Raw genomic sequence first — 15,167 nt, forward strand, 5'->3', positions numbered from 1 at the left:
CCAGTTTGTTCTTGATCATTTTGTCCTCCCTTTCCGTGAGCGTAGAAAAAAACATAGCAAATGGTCAAACTATTTGGTAAAACTTATAACGCGCTGTAAGACAAGCATCTTTTCAGAAAGATGGGTCTCGAAACCTGCGAATCACTGCGGATCTCCTGTTCCGGGATGCGACGCGATGCCGCGCAAAGCGCAACGCCATAAATCTGGAAACCACCCGGGAGGAAGACATGCAGAAGTTGGTTATCGCCGGAGGCGGTCAGGCGGGTTTCGCGCTGGCGGCCAAGGCCCGAAGCCTGCACCCTGACAGCGAGATCACCCTGGTCTGCGAAGAACCGGACCTGCCCTATCAACGTCCGCCCCTGTCCAAGAAGTACCTGCGGAACGAAATGGCGCGGGAACAGCTCTACCTGAGACCCGAGGGCTTCTACACCGATCAGGGTATCACGCTGATCCGCGGGCAAACGGCGCGGAAAATCGACAGGCAGGCCAAGCGCCTCCTGCTCGATACCGAGGGTCTGGCCTATGATCAGCTTGCCTTGACCACCGGCGCGCGTCCGCGGCGGCTTCCGTCGGCGATCGGCGGGGATCTGCCCGGTGTCTACTACCTGCGCAACCTGCAGGATGTGGATCGCATGGCGCCGGAGTTTCAGGCCGGGCGCCGGGTGCTGGTGATTGGCGGCGGGTACATCGGGCTAGAGGCGGCCGCCGTCGCCGCGAATTCGGACCTGTCGGTGACCTTGGTCGAAATGGCACCGCGGATCCTGCAACGGGTGGCGGCGCCCGAAACCTCGGATTTCTTCCGGACGCTGCACCGCTCCCGGGGCGTCGTTATCCGGGAAGGGGTCGGGCTGGACAGACTTGAACGCGGCACGGCGATCACCGCCCACTTCTCGGACGGCACGGCGCAGGAGGTCGATTTCGTCATTGTCGGAATTGGCATCGAGCCCAACGATGCACTGGCCCGGGACGCAGGGTTGCCCTGCGATGGCGGCATTGTCGTGGACAAATGCGGGCGGACCGCAGACCGCGACATCTGGGCCGCGGGGGATTGTACGCGCCTCCCCTACCGGGACAGCATGATCCGGCTGGAAAGCGTGCAGAACGCCATCGACCAGGCCGAAGCGGTTGCCGCCAACATCGTGGGGCAACAAGCCGACTACGTGCCAAATCCCTGGTTCTGGTCCGATCAATTCGATGTCAAACTGCAGATCGCCGGGCTGAACACAGGCTACGATCGGGTTGTCGTCCGTCAGGCCGCGCGCGGCGGCCAGTCGAACTGGTACTTCCAGGGAGAAAGGCTGCTGGCCGTCGACGCGATGAACGACCCGCGTGGATACATGATCGGCAAGCGCCTGATCGAAGCGGGGCGGTCGCCGGAACAGGCGCAGGTTTCCGATCCCGATACCGATCTCAAGGCCCTGCTTTAGACAACGGACGGTCCGGTCCCGCCGGATATGCCCCTGTCAGGTCAAGCGCGACATGCCGCCCTTGACCTGGCGGATCGGAATCGAGCTCTCGATCGACGAGACGCCGTCGATCTTGGTCAAACGCGCTGTCAGGAACTGTTCGAACTCGTCGAGATCCCGCACCGAAACCCGCAAGAGGTAGTCGCGGTTCCCGGTCATCAGCCAGCAATCGACCACTTCGGGGCACTGTTTGACCGCGCGCTCGAAATTCACAAGCCCGCTGTCGACCTGATGCGCAAGCTTGACCGAGACGAAGATGTTCATGGAGAAACCCAGCTTGCGCGCATCGATATGGGCGCTGTAGCCGGTGATGATCCCCTTGCTTTCCAGAATGCGGATGCGCCGGGAACAGGGCGACGGCGACAGCCCGACCCGTTCGCTCAGGACCTGGTGCGAAATCCGGGCATCCTGTTGCAGTTCGCGCAGAATCCTGAGGTCGATCTCGTCCGGCTCGAACATCGCCGCTCCTTGGCTGGTTTCGCTTTTAAATCGGACGATCTTGGGGATTCATGCCAATTCTGGCGCGGTTCTTAGCAACTTTGGCGCAAGACTCCAACGACACCGGGCTATCCTGCGTCAAACACGGAGGACCCCATGTCCAGACATGACGCAATACCCCGCCAGGATCCCGATCCGGCAGAAACGAAGGACTGGCTGGACTCGCTGGAATCCATGGCGCTGGCCGATGGCCCGGAACGCGCGCAATTCGTGCTGAACCGGGTTCAGGACCATGCCCGCCGTCTGGGCGTCACCACGTCCGGGCTGCCTTATTCGGCCTACCGCAATACGATCCCGCTGTCGCAGCAACCGGCCTATCCCGGGGATCTGCAGCTTGAGGAGCGGATCATCGCGACGATGCGCTGGAACGCTCTGGCGATGGTGGTCCGCGCCAACAAGGCCTATGGCGAACTGGGCGGACACATCGCCTCTTATGCCTCGGCGGCCGAGATCTTCGAGGTCGGCTTCAACCATTTCTTCCGGGCAAAGACCGAGGATTTCGGCGGCGATCTTGTCTATTTCCAGCCGCATTCGGCCCCGGGCATCTACGCCCGCGCCTTCCTGGAGGGCCGGTTGTCGGAAAGCGACATCGCCAACTACCGGCAGGAAGTGCCCGGCAAGGGCCTGTGTTCCTACCCGCATCCCTGGCTGATGGATGAATTCTGGCAGATGCCGACGGGGTCGATGGGCATCGGGCCGATGTCGGCGATCTATCAGGCGCGGTTCATGCGCTATCTTCAGGCCCGGGGCCTTGCCGATACGCAGGGACGCCATGTCTGGGGTGTGTTTGGCGATGGCGAGATGGACGAGCCGGAATCCATCGGCGCGCTGACCCTCGCGGCACGCGAAGAGCTGGACAACCTTACCTTTGTGGTCAACTGCAACCTGCAGCGGCTTGACGGGCCGGTGCGTGGCAACGGCCAGATCATCCAGGAGCTTGAGTCGCTTTTCGTCGGTGCCGGATGGAATGTGATCAAGGTGCTCTGGGGCTCGGAGTGGGACAACCTCTTTGCCCGTGACAGCGAAAGCGTCCTGCTGCGCCGCTTTGCCGAAACCGTGGACGGCGAGTATCAGACTCTCGGCTCGCGCGATGGCGACTACAATCGGGCCAGGTTCTTCGATGCGGATCCGGCAACGGCGGAACTGGTGGCGCATATGTCAGATGACGAGATTCACCGCCTGAAGCGCGGCGGCCACGATCTCAAGAAACTGCACGCCGCCTTTGCCTCTGCCAAGGCGCACAAGGGGCGCCCGACCGTCATCCTGACCAAGACCAAGAAGGGCTATGGCATGGGCGGCGCCGGTGAATCGCGAATGATCGCCCATCAGGCCAAGAAGCTGGACATCGAGGCGCTCAAGGCCTTCCGCGACCGTTTCGACCTGCCCCTGACGGACAAGTCGGTGGAGGCGCTGGAATTCTTCCACCCCGGCGACAACAGCCCCGAAGTGACCTATCTCAAGGATCGCCGCAGGACGCTTGGCGGGTATCTGCCGCGCCGGCCCGGTCACGCGGATTCCCCTGCCCCGCCCCGCCCCGCCCTGGCCGGCTTCGCGAAATTCGCGACCCAGGCCGACGGCAAGGAAATGTCGACCACGATGGCGGCGGTCCGCATGATGAGCGGGCTGTTGCGCGACAAGGCCTTCGGCCCGCGCCTTGTGCCGATCGTCGCTGACGAGGCGCGCACCTTCGGCATGGACAACCTGTTCCGGCAGGTGGGCATCTATGCGCCCAACGGCCAGAAATATGAGCCCGAAGACGCGGATTCGATGCTGTTCTACAAGGAAACAGCCGATGGCCAGCTTCTGGAGGAAGGCATCACCGAGGCGGGCGCCCTCAGCTCTTGGACCGCGGCGGCAACGGCCTATTCCACGCATGGCACCGAATTGCTGCCGATCTACATCTACTATTCGATGTTCGGCTTCCAGCGGGTTGGCGACCTGATCTGGGCGGCGGTCGATCAGCGCGCGCGTGGCTTTCTGCTGGGGGCAACCGCCGGGCGCACCACGCTGTCGGGTGAAGGGCTTCAGCACCAGGACGGTTCCAGCCACCTTGCCGCCGCCGCGATCCCCAACTGCCGCGCCTACGACCCCTGCTATGCCTATGAACTGGCGGTGATCATGGACCACGGCATGACGCGCATGCTGGACGAGAAACGCGACGAGTTCTTCTACATCACCGTCATGAATGAGAACTATGCCCAGCCCAGCATGCCGCAGGGGGTCGAAGGCGATATCATCAAGGGCATGTACCGGCTTGGGGGCCATGACCGCGATGGGCCGCGGGTGCGGCTGCTGGGCTCTGGCACGATCCTGCGCGAGGTCATTGCCGCCGCAGAGATCCTGCAGGGCTTCGGCATCGCCAGCGATCTCTACTCGGTCACCTCCTTCAGCGAGCTGGCCCGCGATGCAGCCGAAGCCGAACGGCAGGGTCGGCTTGGCAATCGGGCGGTTTCGCATGTGGAACGCATGATTGGCGGCGACGCACCGGTCATCGCGGCCAGCGACTATGTCCGCGCGGTTCCGGCCCAGATCGCCCCCTATCTCGACACCCGGATGACCATTCTCGGCACCGATGGCTTCGGTCGCTCTGCCAACCGCGCCGCGCTGCGCCGTTTCTTCGAGGTGGATCGCCAGCACGTCGCCCTGGCTGCAATCGAGGCATTGGTGCGCAGGGGCGAGATCGGGGCATCGGTGCTGGCGCAGGCCATCGGTGACCTGGGCATCGACCCGGCTCGCCGATGCGCCCTGGCGGATGTGAGGGCGGCCAGATGAACACCACGGTCGAAATCCATGTCCCGGACATAGGCGATTTCAACGATGTCCCGATCATCGAGATCCCGGTCGCCGTTGGCGATACGGTCTGCGTGGATGACACGCTTGTCGTTCTCGAGTCCGACAAGGCGACGCTGGACGTGCCCAGCCCGCGTATCGGCACAATCGCCGAGTTGAAGGTCGCCGAGGGCGACCGGGTCAGCAAGGGCAGCCTTGTCCTGTTGATGGAAATTGCCGCCGCGCCAGAGCCCGCGCCCCCGGTGGCGCCGCAAGCGGCGGAAACAGCACGCGCCGCGCCGGACAGTGGCCCTGCGGAACCCGGCGCGGTGTCGCATCCGGCACTCCTGCCCCCGTCGGTCCCGGTGCCGATGCCGGTGTCGGCACTCCCGGCGCCGGGCACAGACAAGGGCGGCAAGCCCTCACATGCCTCGCCGTCCGTCCGCAAGCTGGCGCGAACACTGGGTGTGGCCATCGACGAGGTGCCCGCCACGGGGCGGAAGAACCGCATCACCCGCGACGATGTCGAGGCCTTCGTCAAGACACGCCTGACCACACCGCCATCCAAGGCCGGACAGGGGACCGCCCTGCCGGATCTGCCCGACTGGCCAAATCCGGATTTCGCCGTGTTCGGCCCGATCGAACGCATGCCCCTGCCCCGCATCGCGCGGATTTCCGGGCCAAGCCTGACCCGCAACGCGATGCTGATCCCGCATGTCTGCAACTTCGACAAGGCCGACGTCAGCGATCTTGAGGACTTCCGCAAACGGCTCAACACCGAAGCCGGCCCAGAGGATGCGCGGATCACCATGCTGGCCTTTGCGGTCAAGGCCACGGTCTGTGCATTGAAGGCCCATCCGCGCTTCAACGCGTCGCTCGACGGCGACGACATCGTGCTCAAGCACTATTGGAACATCGGCGTCGCGGCGGACACCCCCGATGGTCTTGTCGTGCCGGTCATCAAGGAAGCCGACCGAAAGGGCCTGCGCGAGATTGCCGCGGAAATGGCCTCTCTTGCTGCCAGCGCGCGGCAGGGCAGGCTGAAACGCGACGACATGCAGGGGGCGACCTTCACGATTTCCTCGCTGGGCGGGGTCGGTGGCACGGGATTCACGCCCATCATCAACGCGCCGGAAGTGGCCATCCTGGGGATGACCCGCGCCGAAACCCAGCCGGTCTGGAACGGCTCTGCCTTCCAGCCGCGTTTGATCCAGCCATTGAGCCTAAGCTGGGATCACCGGGTCGTGGACGGGGTCGCGGCAGCGCGTTTCCTGCGCCACGTCTCCGAGGTCATGGGCGACCTTCGCAGACTGTCCGTGTGATCGCTGACCGGGCGGGTGCGGCGCCAGCCCGGCTTGGCGCCGCCCCTGCCCCGCCAAGCGGCAGGCCCGGGGCGGATCGGCGCAGGCGGCGCCAATCCGGGCCACGGGTCCGCACGATCATCAGGCGGCGCCGTTCAATGGAACAGGCGCAAATCGGCCCTGCCCCGCGCCATCTGTCGACGCCGGGATGCGGCTAGGGTGCGGGCCAGCGGTCATCGTGGATCACGCTGTCAAGCGCCAGCCTCTTGCGCCAGCCCCGGGCTTCAAGCTCTGGCTTCGGATAAAGCGCGTCGACGTATCCCGCGCAGAGATAGGCCACGATTTCAACGTGGTCCGGGATGCCAAGCAGGCCGCGAAGGTCGTCTGGTCGAAAGATCGAGACCCAGCCGATGCCCACCCCTTCCGCGCGGGCGGCCAGCCAGAGGTTCTGAACGGCACAGACCGTCGAATAGAGATCCATGTCGGCATTGTGGGTTCGGCCCAGAACCACCTTTCCGCCCCGGGTCCGGTCGCAGGTCACGCAGATATTCAGCGGAGCGGTCAGGATGCCTTCCAGCTTCAGCGACCGGTACAGGGCCTTGCGGTCGCCGTCGAACATCTCTTGCGCCTCGGCATTGGCGCGCAGGAAGGCCGCGTGGACATCGGCGCGAAGGTCCGGGTCACGGATCAGAAGGAAATCCCAGTGGCTGCATGAAGCCGACCGAGGGCGCCGCATGCGCCGCTGCAAGAATGCGCCGGAGGGCTGCCGGGTCGATGGGGTCGGGGCGGAACTCGTTCCGCACGTCGCGGCGCGCGTCGATGATATCGTAGAGCGCCTGACGTTCCCGGTCGTCGAAGTGGCGGGCGGGCTGCGGAACCACGGGTTCGGCGGATAGTTCGGGGGGCATCTTGGACCTCGCACAGTTCAAAGCGCCGCGGGCTCCACCCCGAAACGCAATGACATCAGGCCGGTCTTCTGGCTCCGGATCCTCTCGCCATGGCGCCTTCCCGGGCCTTGCCGCCCAGTGGCCGTTGCCTGACGATCCCCGTTACAGCGGCGGGCCCGCGCCGGACTTGCACCGGCTTCCCGATTCTCCCCCAAAGAGGGCACCTGATGCCGCCCTTATCCCGCGGGCACATGCGGCTCGCAAACAGAATTTCACCCTCGAAAGCCCTGTGGCCCGCCCGGCGGCGGCCTTGCAGACTTCGGGCGCGGCCTGAGCCCGGCCAATGGTATCGCGCTGGCCCTCGCAGATGCGCCACCGCGATAAAGACCCGTGGCCCGGGGGGCACTCCCCCCCGGGCCACGGGATTTTCGATCATGCCGCTGCCCTCTTCCACCGTCGCAAGGCAGGGCCGCCAGGGCGCTGCGGGGCGCGCCGGGTGCCGCGCGCAGGGACCCTGCCAGACAGCCGGGCTGCGGCAAGGGCACGATCCGCCCCAAGCGCCTTCTGCCGGGGAAAGATCGCACCATCGGCGGTCAACCGTGGTTTCGGGCCATCGCTATCCTCCCAGAAGCCGTGGCAGCCAGAGGGTCAGCGCCGGAAAGGCCAGCAACAGCCCCACGCGCAGCAGTTCTACCGCGAAGAAAGGCGCCACACCCTTGAAGGTCTCGATCATCGGCGTGTCCTTGGCCAGCGCCGAGATGATGAAGACGTTCATCCCCACGGGCGGCGTGATCAGCCCCAACTCGACCACGATCAGGGCAAGGATCCCGAACCAGACTTTCAGCTCCTCGGTGCTCATGCCAAAGCCCGATCCCTCTGCCCCCTGGTAGAGGCCGCCGTTGATCTCCAGCAGCATCGGCCAGAAGAAGGGAATGACCAGCAGGATCATCGACAGGCTGTCCATCAGACAGCCCAGCAGGATCAGCGCGAGCAAGAGCAAGATCAAGACCATCATCGGCGCCATGCCGCTTTCGGCGATCCAGGTGGCTGCCTGCTGCGGCAGGCCGATGCGCGACATGAAGATCTTCATCAGCTCCGCGCCCAGCAGGATCAGGTAGATCATGCCGGATGTGCGCGCGGTCGCCTTGAGCGCCGCGACGGTCGCTCCGAGGCCCAGTCGTCCCTTGGCCGCGCCGTAGAGCCACACGAGGAACACGCCGACCGCAGCCGCCGGGGTGGGATTGAAAAAGCCCGCGTAGATACCGCCCAGCACCAGCCCGAAGATCACCATCACCGGCAGCAGGCCCAGCGTGGCGCGCAGGAATTCGGAGCGGGTCGAGGCGCCGCCCGGCGGGCCCGCCTCGGGGCGGATGGTGACGTAAAGGGCGATGGTCAGGATAAAGAGGATCACCGCCAGAATGCCCGGCAGCAGGGCCGCCGCGAACATGGTGACGATGTTCGCCTCTACGATGACCGCGTAGACGATAAGCACGACCGAGGGCGGGATCAGGATGCCCAGCACGCCGCCCGCCGCCAGCGATCCGGTCGCCAGGGCGCCGGAATAGTTGTAGCGCTTCAGTTCGGGCAGCGCGACCTTCCCCATGGTCGAGGCGGTGGCCAGCGACGATCCGCAGACCGACCCGAACCCGGCGCAGCCGGCGATGGCGGCCATTGCGGTGCCGCCGCGCATCCAGCCCAGCCAGGCGTTCGCGCCCCGGAACAGCGCCTGGCTCAGGCCCGCGCCGGTCGCCAGTTCTCCCATCAGGATGAACATCGGCACGACCGACAGGTCGTAGATCGAGAACTGGCCGTAGCCCAGCGTCTTGAGCTGGCTCAACAGCAGGGCGGGACCGTTCAGCAGCGCGATACCGGCGCCGCCGACGAGGATCATGGAATAGGCAATGGGAATGCGGATGGCGATCAGGACGATCAGGATCACCAGCGCCAGGATGCCCAGCGTGATCGGATCGGTCATGCGCGCACCTCCCTGCCGGCTTCGACCAGCGTGACCAGCGCGGTCGCCACCAGCAGCGCCAGCGAGACCAGGATGGGCATGAAGCCCCACCAGATCGGCACCTGCAGGATGGCGGTGACATAGCCGTAGGTCTTCTGATCGATCATGCCCAGCGACATCCGCCAGACCAGCAGCGCCGCGAAGCCGAAGGCCAGAAGCGAGGCCAGCGCCCGCAAGGCGGCCAGCACCCGGGTCGGTGCGCGGGCGGTGAAGATGTCGGCCGTGACGTTGGCGTCGGTCAGCTGGCAATAGGGCAGGAAGGCGAAAACGGCGATCGCGATCCCGATTTCGGTCAGCTCGAAATCACCGGAAAAAGGCCGGCCGACGATGCCGCCCAGGACCGTGAAGACATTGATTGCCACGACCGCCAGCAGCACGAGGCCGCCCAGCAACGCCCAGATCGTGGCCAGACGCGCGACCGCAGCGGAAAATCCGCTGCGGCCCACGGTTTCGGATCTGAACATCAGTTCCCCGCGCCTTCGGTATTCTGTTCGATCAGGTCACGCGCGGTCTGGACCAGGGCTTCGCCGTCGACGCCCTTGCCCGACATGTCGTCGACCCAGCGCTGCACCACCGGCTCGAGCGCCTGCTGGAACGCGGCGGTTTCTTCCTCGGTCAGGGTCACATGGGTGTTGCCCGCCTCGGTCGCCACCCCGATCCCGTGCTCGTCGATGGCGCGCCAGATCCGGCCCACCTCGTACCGCCCATTCGCGGTTCGACGCATCGCGGAATGCCTTCTGCACGTCCTCGGGCAGGCTGTTCCAGCGGTTCTGGTTCATCGACACCTGGAAGGTCGTGGTGCCGAAGCGGGTCTTGTCGTGGCCCTCGATCTGGTAGTCCGTCTGGTCCTGGATCTTGAGCGCGGGAATGATCTCCCACGGGATGAAGGCGCCGTCGACGACCTTCTTGGACAGCGACTGCGGCAGGTCCGGCACCGGCATGGACACCGGCGAGGCGCCAAGCGCCTCGATCACCCAGTGCGCCGGTGCGCGTGGGAATGCGCAACTTCAGGCCGGCCATGTCCTCGGGGTTGCGCACCTCCTTGTCGACCGTATGGATCGCCTGCCCCGCGTGGACGTGCAGGAACATCGGTTCGACACCGCGGTATTCCTCGGAGAGATGTTCCTCATACATGTCGAACAGCGCGAGGTTCGTGGCCACCGGGTCGTTCTTGTACACGTTCGGCAGCTCGACCACCTCGGTGCGCGGGAAAAGCCCCGGCGTATATCCGTTGACGGTCCAGACCAGGTCGACCACGCCGTCGCGCACCTGGTTGATCAGTTCGGGCGGACGCCCACCCAGCGTCATCGAGGGGTAGATCTCGATCTTGACCTTGCCGCCCGAGTTCTCCTCGACCGCGCGGGCCCAGTGGTTCGAGCATCTTCGTCTGCGCCGGAGCCTTGGCGCCCAGGAAATGGTGCAGCTTGAAGACGTGCTCCTGCGCAAAGGCCGGTGCCGTGCCCAGGCCCATCGCTGCCGTGGCCAGAACGGCCAGTCCCAGTTTCTTAATCATCGGTCGATCCTTCCTTGGTTGCCGATCAGATTGGATAGTGCAGATCGCCGTCCTGCAGGGTGATCCAGCGCAGCTCGGTGAATTCCTGCACACCCCAGACGCCGCCGAAGCGGCCATAGCCCGAGGATTTGACCCCGCCGAACGGCATCTGCGCCTCGTCGTGGACCGTCGGGCCGTTGACGTGGCAGATGCCGCTTTCGATGCGCTTGGCGACCGCCAGCGCGGCCATCGTGTCGCGCCCGAAGACGGCGGCGGACAGGCCGAATTCGCTTTCATTGGCGATGCGCACCGCCTCATCGACCGAGCCTGCCCGGATGATGGCGACCACCGGGCCGAAGGTTTCCTCGGTATAGATGCGCATGTCGCCGGTGACATGGTCCAGCGCTGCCGCGTTCAGCATGGTGCCGCGCCCGCCGCCCGCGATCAGTGTGGCGCCCTTGTCCAGCGCGTCGGTGACGAGGTTCTCGATCCGCTCCGCGGCGGCCATGTTCACCAGAGAGCCCAGGGGCGTGTCGCCCTGGCGCGGATCGCCGGTACCGTGAGGCTTTCGACCTTGGCGCGGAAGGCTTCGACGAAGCGGTCCCCCGCGTCACCGACGGTGATGATCCGTTCGGTCGACATGCAGATCTGACCCTCGTTCATGTAGGCGCCGAAACCGGCGGCCGCCACGGCGGCGTCGATATCGGCGTCCTCCAGCACGATCAGCGGCGCCTTGCCGCCCAGCTCCGAGGAGAGCGGGCTTCAGGTTCCGCCCGGCCAGCTCGCCGATCACCCGGCCCACGCGGGTGGAGCCGGTGAAGTTCACCCGCCGGATCGCCGGATGTTCGATCAGCGCCGCGACGATATCCGCCGCGTCGTCGGGATCGTTGGAAATGGCGTTGAGAACGCCGGCGGGCAGACCGGCCTCGGCCACCGCCTCGATGATCAGCGCGTGCACGCGGGGGCAAAGTTCCGAGGTCTTCATGACCACGGTGTTGCCGCAGGCAAGCGGCGTCGCGATGGACCGCACGCCGAGGATGACAGGCGCGTTCCAGCGGCGCCATCGCCAGCACGACACCCGCCGGCTGACGGACCGCCATGGCGGTGGAGCCCGGGCGGTTCGAGGGGATCACCTCGCCCTTGATCTGGGTCGTCAGCGACGCGGCCTCGACCAGCATGTCGGCGGCCAGCATGCAGTTGAACCGGGCCCAGGCCTCGGTGGCGCCGATCTCGTCCTTCATCGCCTGCACGATCTCATCGGCGCGCGCGGTCAGGTTCTGCGCCGCAGCCAGCAGTTTCTTGCGGCGTTCGCCCGGGCTTGTCACCGACCACGTGGCAAAGGCGGCGGCGGCGGCGTCGACCGCCCGGGCCGCATCCGTCAGCGAAGCGGCTGCGGCCTCGGTCACCACCTCGCCTGTCACCGGGTTCGCGCGGGTAAAGCTGCGCCCGCCCTCGGCGGGAACATATGCGCCGTCAATGTAGAGATTGAGCTTTTCCATCGGATTCTCCTGTCAGCGGGCCTCGGCCAGCGCGCCACCCAGGAAGGCGCGGATGACGGCGGGATCGGACTTGATCTGTTGGGCAGGGCCGGAGCCGGATATCCGACCGACCTCCACGAGATAGGCGAAATCGGCCAGTTCCAGCGTGGCGCGGGCGTTCTGTTCGACGATGAGGATCGTGAGCCCGGTGGCCCGAATGCGCGACAGCGCGGCAAAGACCTCTTTCGTGACGATGGGGGCAAGGCCCAGCGAGGGCTCGTCCAGCAGCAGCAGGTCGGGGTTCGACATCAGCGCGCGACCGATGGCGACCATCTGCTGCTCTCCCCCGGACATGGTGCCCGCGATCTGGTTGCGGCGCTCGGCCAGTTTGGGAAAGAGCGTCAGCACCTCGGCCAAGCGGTCCGGGGCGGTGGCCCGGGCGCGCGCCGGGATCGCGCCAAGCGCCAGGTTCTCTGCAACCGAAAGCGCGGGAAAGATGCCCCGCCCCTCGGGCACCAGCGCGATGCCCTCGTCGACAAGCCGGTGCGCGGGCAGCGACAGCACAGAGCGGCCACGGTAGAGTATGTCACCCGACCTTGGCCGCACCCGCCCGCCGATGGCGCCCAGCAGGGAGGACTTGCCCGCCCCGTTCGCGCCGAGGATGGCGACCATGCGACCCTGTTCGACCGTCAGCGAGGCGCCGTCCAGCGCGACGTGCTTGCCGTAGGCGATGGTCAGATCCCTGACCTCAAGCATCGACCTCTCCTCCCAGGTAGGCGGCGATCACCGCGGGATCGGACAGCGCGGTTTCGGTTGCCTCGTCCGCGATCAGCCTGCCGGAGTTCATCACCACCACGCGCGGGCACAGCGCCCGGACCGCATCGATGATGTGCTCGACCATCAGGATGGTCAGCCCGCCCTCGTGCAGGCGGCGGATCAGGGCGACGCCCTCGGCCAGTTCGGTCGGGTTGAGACCGGCCAGCCATTCGTCCAGCAACAGGATCTCGGGCTCGGCCGCCAGCGCGCGGGCCAGTTCCAGCCGCTTCTGGTCGATGTAGGTCAGATCGCCTGCCACCGCACCGGCCCGCCCGGCGAGGCCCACCGTCTGCAAGGCCTCTTCCGCGACGCGGCGGGCCTCGGCGCCCCAGTGGGCCCTGCGGCCGAAGACCGCGGTGATCATCACGTTTTCCATCAGGCTGAGCGACGGCAGGGTCCGCACCAGCTGGAAGGTCCGCGCCACGCCGGCCCGGGCGATGCGGTCGCGGGACAGCCCGGTCAGCCGTTGCCCGTCCAGCCGGATCTCGCCGGAGGTGGTCGGCAAAGCGCCCGATACAAGGTTGATCAGCGTCGTCTTGCCCGAGCCGTTCGGCCCCAGCAGTCCGACGATCTCGCCGCGTTTCAGCGAGAACGAGACCTCGTCCACCGCCCGAAGGCCGCCGAACTGCTTCACCGCGCGGTTGATGTCCAGGAAGCTCATGCCCGTGTCCCCTTGTGGCGCACCAGCCGCTCGCCCGCCGCGATGAGGCCGTTGGGCACGACGAAGACGACGCCGATGAAGAGCAGCCCCGAGGAAGATCGGGTAGCTGTCGGGGAAGTTCGCGGACAGGAACTCGAAGACCAGGAACAGCGGCACCGCGCCGAGTGCCGGCCCCCAGAGCCGGTTCGCCCCGCCCAGCAGGGCCATGATGACCGTCAGGAAGCTGACCGCCGGGTTGAAGACGATCGCGGGCTCTACGTAGACATAGCGCGGCGAGGTGATCGCCCCGGCCAGCGTCAGGATGACCGACGAGGCGACGAAGGCCAGCAGCTTGACCCGCGCCAGGTTGATGCCGGAATGGGCGGCCACCGTCTCGTCGTCGCCGATGACACGCAGGGCGAGGCCCAGCCGCGAGCGCATGATCCAGGCGGTCAGCGCGATGGTGACGGCGCCAAGCGCCAGCATCTGCCAGTAGATCTGTTGCGTGCTGATCTCGAGGAAGATGTAGCGCCCGAGGGTCCCGGTGACATTGACCTCGTACCAGGTGATCAGCTGGCGGATGAGTTCGGCCAGGCCGAAGCTGAAGATCACGAAGTAGACGCCCCGAAGCCGCAGCGTGGACAGGCCGACGACCAGCGCAAGCGCCCCGCCGATCAGGGCGGCGCAAAGCAGGACGACCGGATAGGGCAGCACCTCGCTCAGCACCGCCACGGTATAGGCGCCGGTGCCGTAGAAGGCGACGGTGGCCAGCGAGATATAGTGGGTATGGCCCGAGAACAGCGCCCAGGCCGAGGCCAGCGTGACATAGGTGGCGGCCCCGATCAGCAGGCCCAACCCGTAGTCAGAGACGACATGCGGCAGGATTGCCAGCAGCACCAGGCCGATGAGGGGCAGGACAAGTCGCATCATCGTACCGGGCGCTCCGAACAGGCCCTGCGGACGCCACAGCAGCACAAGCAGGAAGATGCCGTAGGTCGCAGCCAGCGTCAGGCCCGGGTCGATGGCGGTCGCCACGAAGGTCTCGATCAGGCCCAGGCCGAAGCCCGCGACCAGCGCACCCCGCACATTGCCGACGCCGCCCATGATGACGATCACCAGCGCCTTCATGGTGAAGACGACCCCGGCGGTGGCGGAAAACGTCTGGTACATCGAGATCGACGCCCCCGCGACCGCCGCCAGCGCCGCCCCCAGCGCGAAGCCCTGCCGTGCCACGCGGTTCACGTCGATGCCGACCAGCGGCGCCGATCCCGGCGTCAGCGCGACGGCGCGCATGATCAGCCCCCAGCGGGTGGTCCTGAGCGCCACCACCAGCGCGGCCCCGACGGCGACGCAGATGCCGAAGGCGATCAGCCGGTTCAGTGCCACCGAGACGCCCAGCACGGAAACCCCCCGGTCGAGGTAGGAGATCGAGGTGAAATTCGCACCGAAGACCAGCAGCAGCACGCCCTGTATCAGGAACAGCAGGCCGAAGGTGGCAAGGATGCTGTCGACCTCGAGCCGCCCGCCGCCGCCCGACCGCGCCACCAGCGGGCGCATCATCACTTGGTACAGCAGCCACCCTGCCCCGTAGCCGCCCGCCGCCACCAGCGGAAGCGCGAGCAACGGCGACAGACCCATCCCGAGAAACAGGAAGACGACCACGAAGGCCGCGACCAGCGTCAGCTCGCCATAGGCCAGGTTCATGATCCGGGCGATGCCGTATTGCAGGGTCAGCCCCGGGGCAAGCAGCGCGTAGGTGCCGCCCAGCACGAGGCCGAGAATGAGGGTGGTCGTAAGCATCGGAAA

Annotated in this window: 11 protein-coding genes, 5 pseudogenes and 1 riboswitch; of the genes and pseudogenes, 3 read left to right on the forward strand and 13 right to left on the reverse strand. The window is 66.2% G+C overall.

Translation table 11 applies throughout. From position 1 onward, the window contains the following. Window positions 1–227 precede the first annotated feature (227 nt). Window positions 228–1,427, forward strand: a complete 1,200-nt coding sequence (locus tag ABFB10_RS21600) for an NAD(P)/FAD-dependent oxidoreductase (protein ID WP_347168296.1) — start codon at window positions 228–230, stop codon at window positions 1,425–1,427. A 36-nt stretch (window positions 1,428–1,463) separates the two neighbouring features. Here the strand turns inward: ABFB10_RS21600 and ABFB10_RS21605 are convergent, their stop codons facing one another. Beyond that, window positions 1,464–1,925, reverse strand: coding sequence for an Lrp/AsnC family transcriptional regulator (locus ABFB10_RS21605; RefSeq protein ID WP_347168297.1), 462 nt, complete (start codon window positions 1,923–1,925; stop codon window positions 1,464–1,466). A gap of 135 nt (window positions 1,926–2,060) precedes the next feature. Here ABFB10_RS21605 and mdeB point away from each other — a divergent pair, with 135 nt between their 5' ends. Both mdeB and ABFB10_RS21615 read left to right on the forward strand, forming a co-directional pair. Next, window positions 2,061–4,736, forward strand: coding sequence for an alpha-ketoglutarate dehydrogenase (gene mdeB / locus ABFB10_RS21610; RefSeq protein ID WP_347168298.1), 2,676 nt, complete (start codon window positions 2,061–2,063; stop codon window positions 4,734–4,736). After that, window positions 4,733–6,055, forward strand: coding sequence for a 2-oxo acid dehydrogenase subunit E2 (locus ABFB10_RS21615; protein ID WP_347168299.1), 1,323 nt, complete (start codon window positions 4,733–4,735; stop codon window positions 6,053–6,055). Before mdeB ends, ABFB10_RS21615 begins: the two co-directional genes overlap by 4 nt. A gap of 193 nt (window positions 6,056–6,248) precedes the next feature. Here the strand turns inward: ABFB10_RS21615 and bluB are convergent. The 12 genes and pseudogenes from bluB to ABFB10_RS21660 all read right to left on the reverse strand — a co-directional run bounded on the left by bluB (window position 6,249) and on the right by ABFB10_RS21660 (window position 15,161). After that, window positions 6,249–6,942, reverse strand: a pseudogene (bluB, locus tag ABFB10_RS21620) (5,6-dimethylbenzimidazole synthase). Window positions 6,943–6,983: 41 nt separating this feature from the next. Beyond that, window positions 6,984–7,164: riboswitch (cobalamin riboswitch) on the reverse strand. 373 nt (window positions 7,165–7,537) lie between these two features. Further along, window positions 7,538–8,896 carry a TRAP transporter large permease gene (locus tag ABFB10_RS21625; protein WP_347168300.1) on the reverse strand — a complete coding sequence of 453 codons (1,359 nt, stop codon included), beginning with the start codon at window positions 8,894–8,896 and terminating at the stop codon, window positions 7,538–7,540. Beyond that, the gene (locus tag ABFB10_RS21630; RefSeq protein WP_347168301.1) at window positions 8,893–9,399 is read right to left on the reverse strand and encodes a TRAP transporter small permease; all 507 of its coding nucleotides are present in this window, start codon (window positions 9,397–9,399) and stop codon (window positions 8,893–8,895) included. The genes ABFB10_RS21625 and ABFB10_RS21630 overlap by 4 nt, the downstream gene beginning before the upstream one ends. Beyond that, the gene (locus ABFB10_RS21635; protein WP_347168302.1) at window positions 9,399–9,560 is read right to left on the reverse strand and encodes a hypothetical protein; all 162 of its coding nucleotides are present in this window, start codon (window positions 9,558–9,560) and stop codon (window positions 9,399–9,401) included. The genes ABFB10_RS21630 and ABFB10_RS21635 overlap by 1 nt, the downstream gene beginning before the upstream one ends. 148 nt (window positions 9,561–9,708) lie before the next feature. Next, window positions 9,709–9,876: pseudogene (locus ABFB10_RS21640) on the reverse strand (C4-dicarboxylate ABC transporter substrate-binding protein); the annotation flags it as partial. Window positions 9,877–9,985: 109 nt separating this feature from the next. Then, window positions 9,986–10,381: pseudogene (locus ABFB10_RS21645) on the reverse strand (type 2 periplasmic-binding domain-containing protein); the annotation flags it as partial. Window positions 10,382–10,473: 92 nt separating this feature from the next. Continuing rightward, complete coding sequence (locus ABFB10_RS24385) at window positions 10,474–10,935, reverse strand: aldehyde dehydrogenase family protein (protein ID WP_430523062.1); 462 nt, start codon at window positions 10,933–10,935, stop codon at window positions 10,474–10,476. A 2-nt stretch (window positions 10,936–10,937) separates the two neighbouring features. Continuing rightward, window positions 10,938–11,147 (reverse strand): aldehyde dehydrogenase family protein, encoded by a 210-nt coding sequence (locus tag ABFB10_RS24390; RefSeq protein ID WP_430523063.1) that lies wholly within the window; start codon window positions 11,145–11,147, stop codon window positions 10,938–10,940. Between the two features lie 79 nt (window positions 11,148–11,226). Next, window positions 11,227–11,505: pseudogene (locus tag ABFB10_RS24395) on the reverse strand (aldehyde dehydrogenase family protein); the annotation flags it as partial. 37 nt (window positions 11,506–11,542) lie between these two features. Then, a pseudogene (locus ABFB10_RS24400) lies at window positions 11,543–11,926 on the reverse strand (aldehyde dehydrogenase family protein); the annotation flags it as partial. Window positions 11,927–11,938: 12 nt separating this feature from the next. Beyond that, window positions 11,939–12,661: an ABC transporter ATP-binding protein gene (locus tag ABFB10_RS21655; protein ID WP_347168303.1), complete on the reverse strand. Its 723-nt coding sequence runs from the start codon at window positions 12,659–12,661 to the stop codon at window positions 11,939–11,941. Then, complete coding sequence (locus ABFB10_RS21660; RefSeq protein ID WP_347168304.1) at window positions 12,654–15,161, reverse strand: ABC transporter permease subunit; 2,508 nt, start codon at window positions 15,159–15,161, stop codon at window positions 12,654–12,656. Before ABFB10_RS21660 ends, ABFB10_RS21655 begins: the two co-directional genes overlap by 8 nt. Window positions 15,162–15,167 lie beyond the last annotated feature (6 nt).

The organism is Ponticoccus litoralis (genome assembly GCF_039769985.1).
Taxonomy (GTDB): Bacteria; Pseudomonadota; Alphaproteobacteria; order Rhodobacterales; family Rhodobacteraceae; genus Ponticoccus; species Ponticoccus litoralis.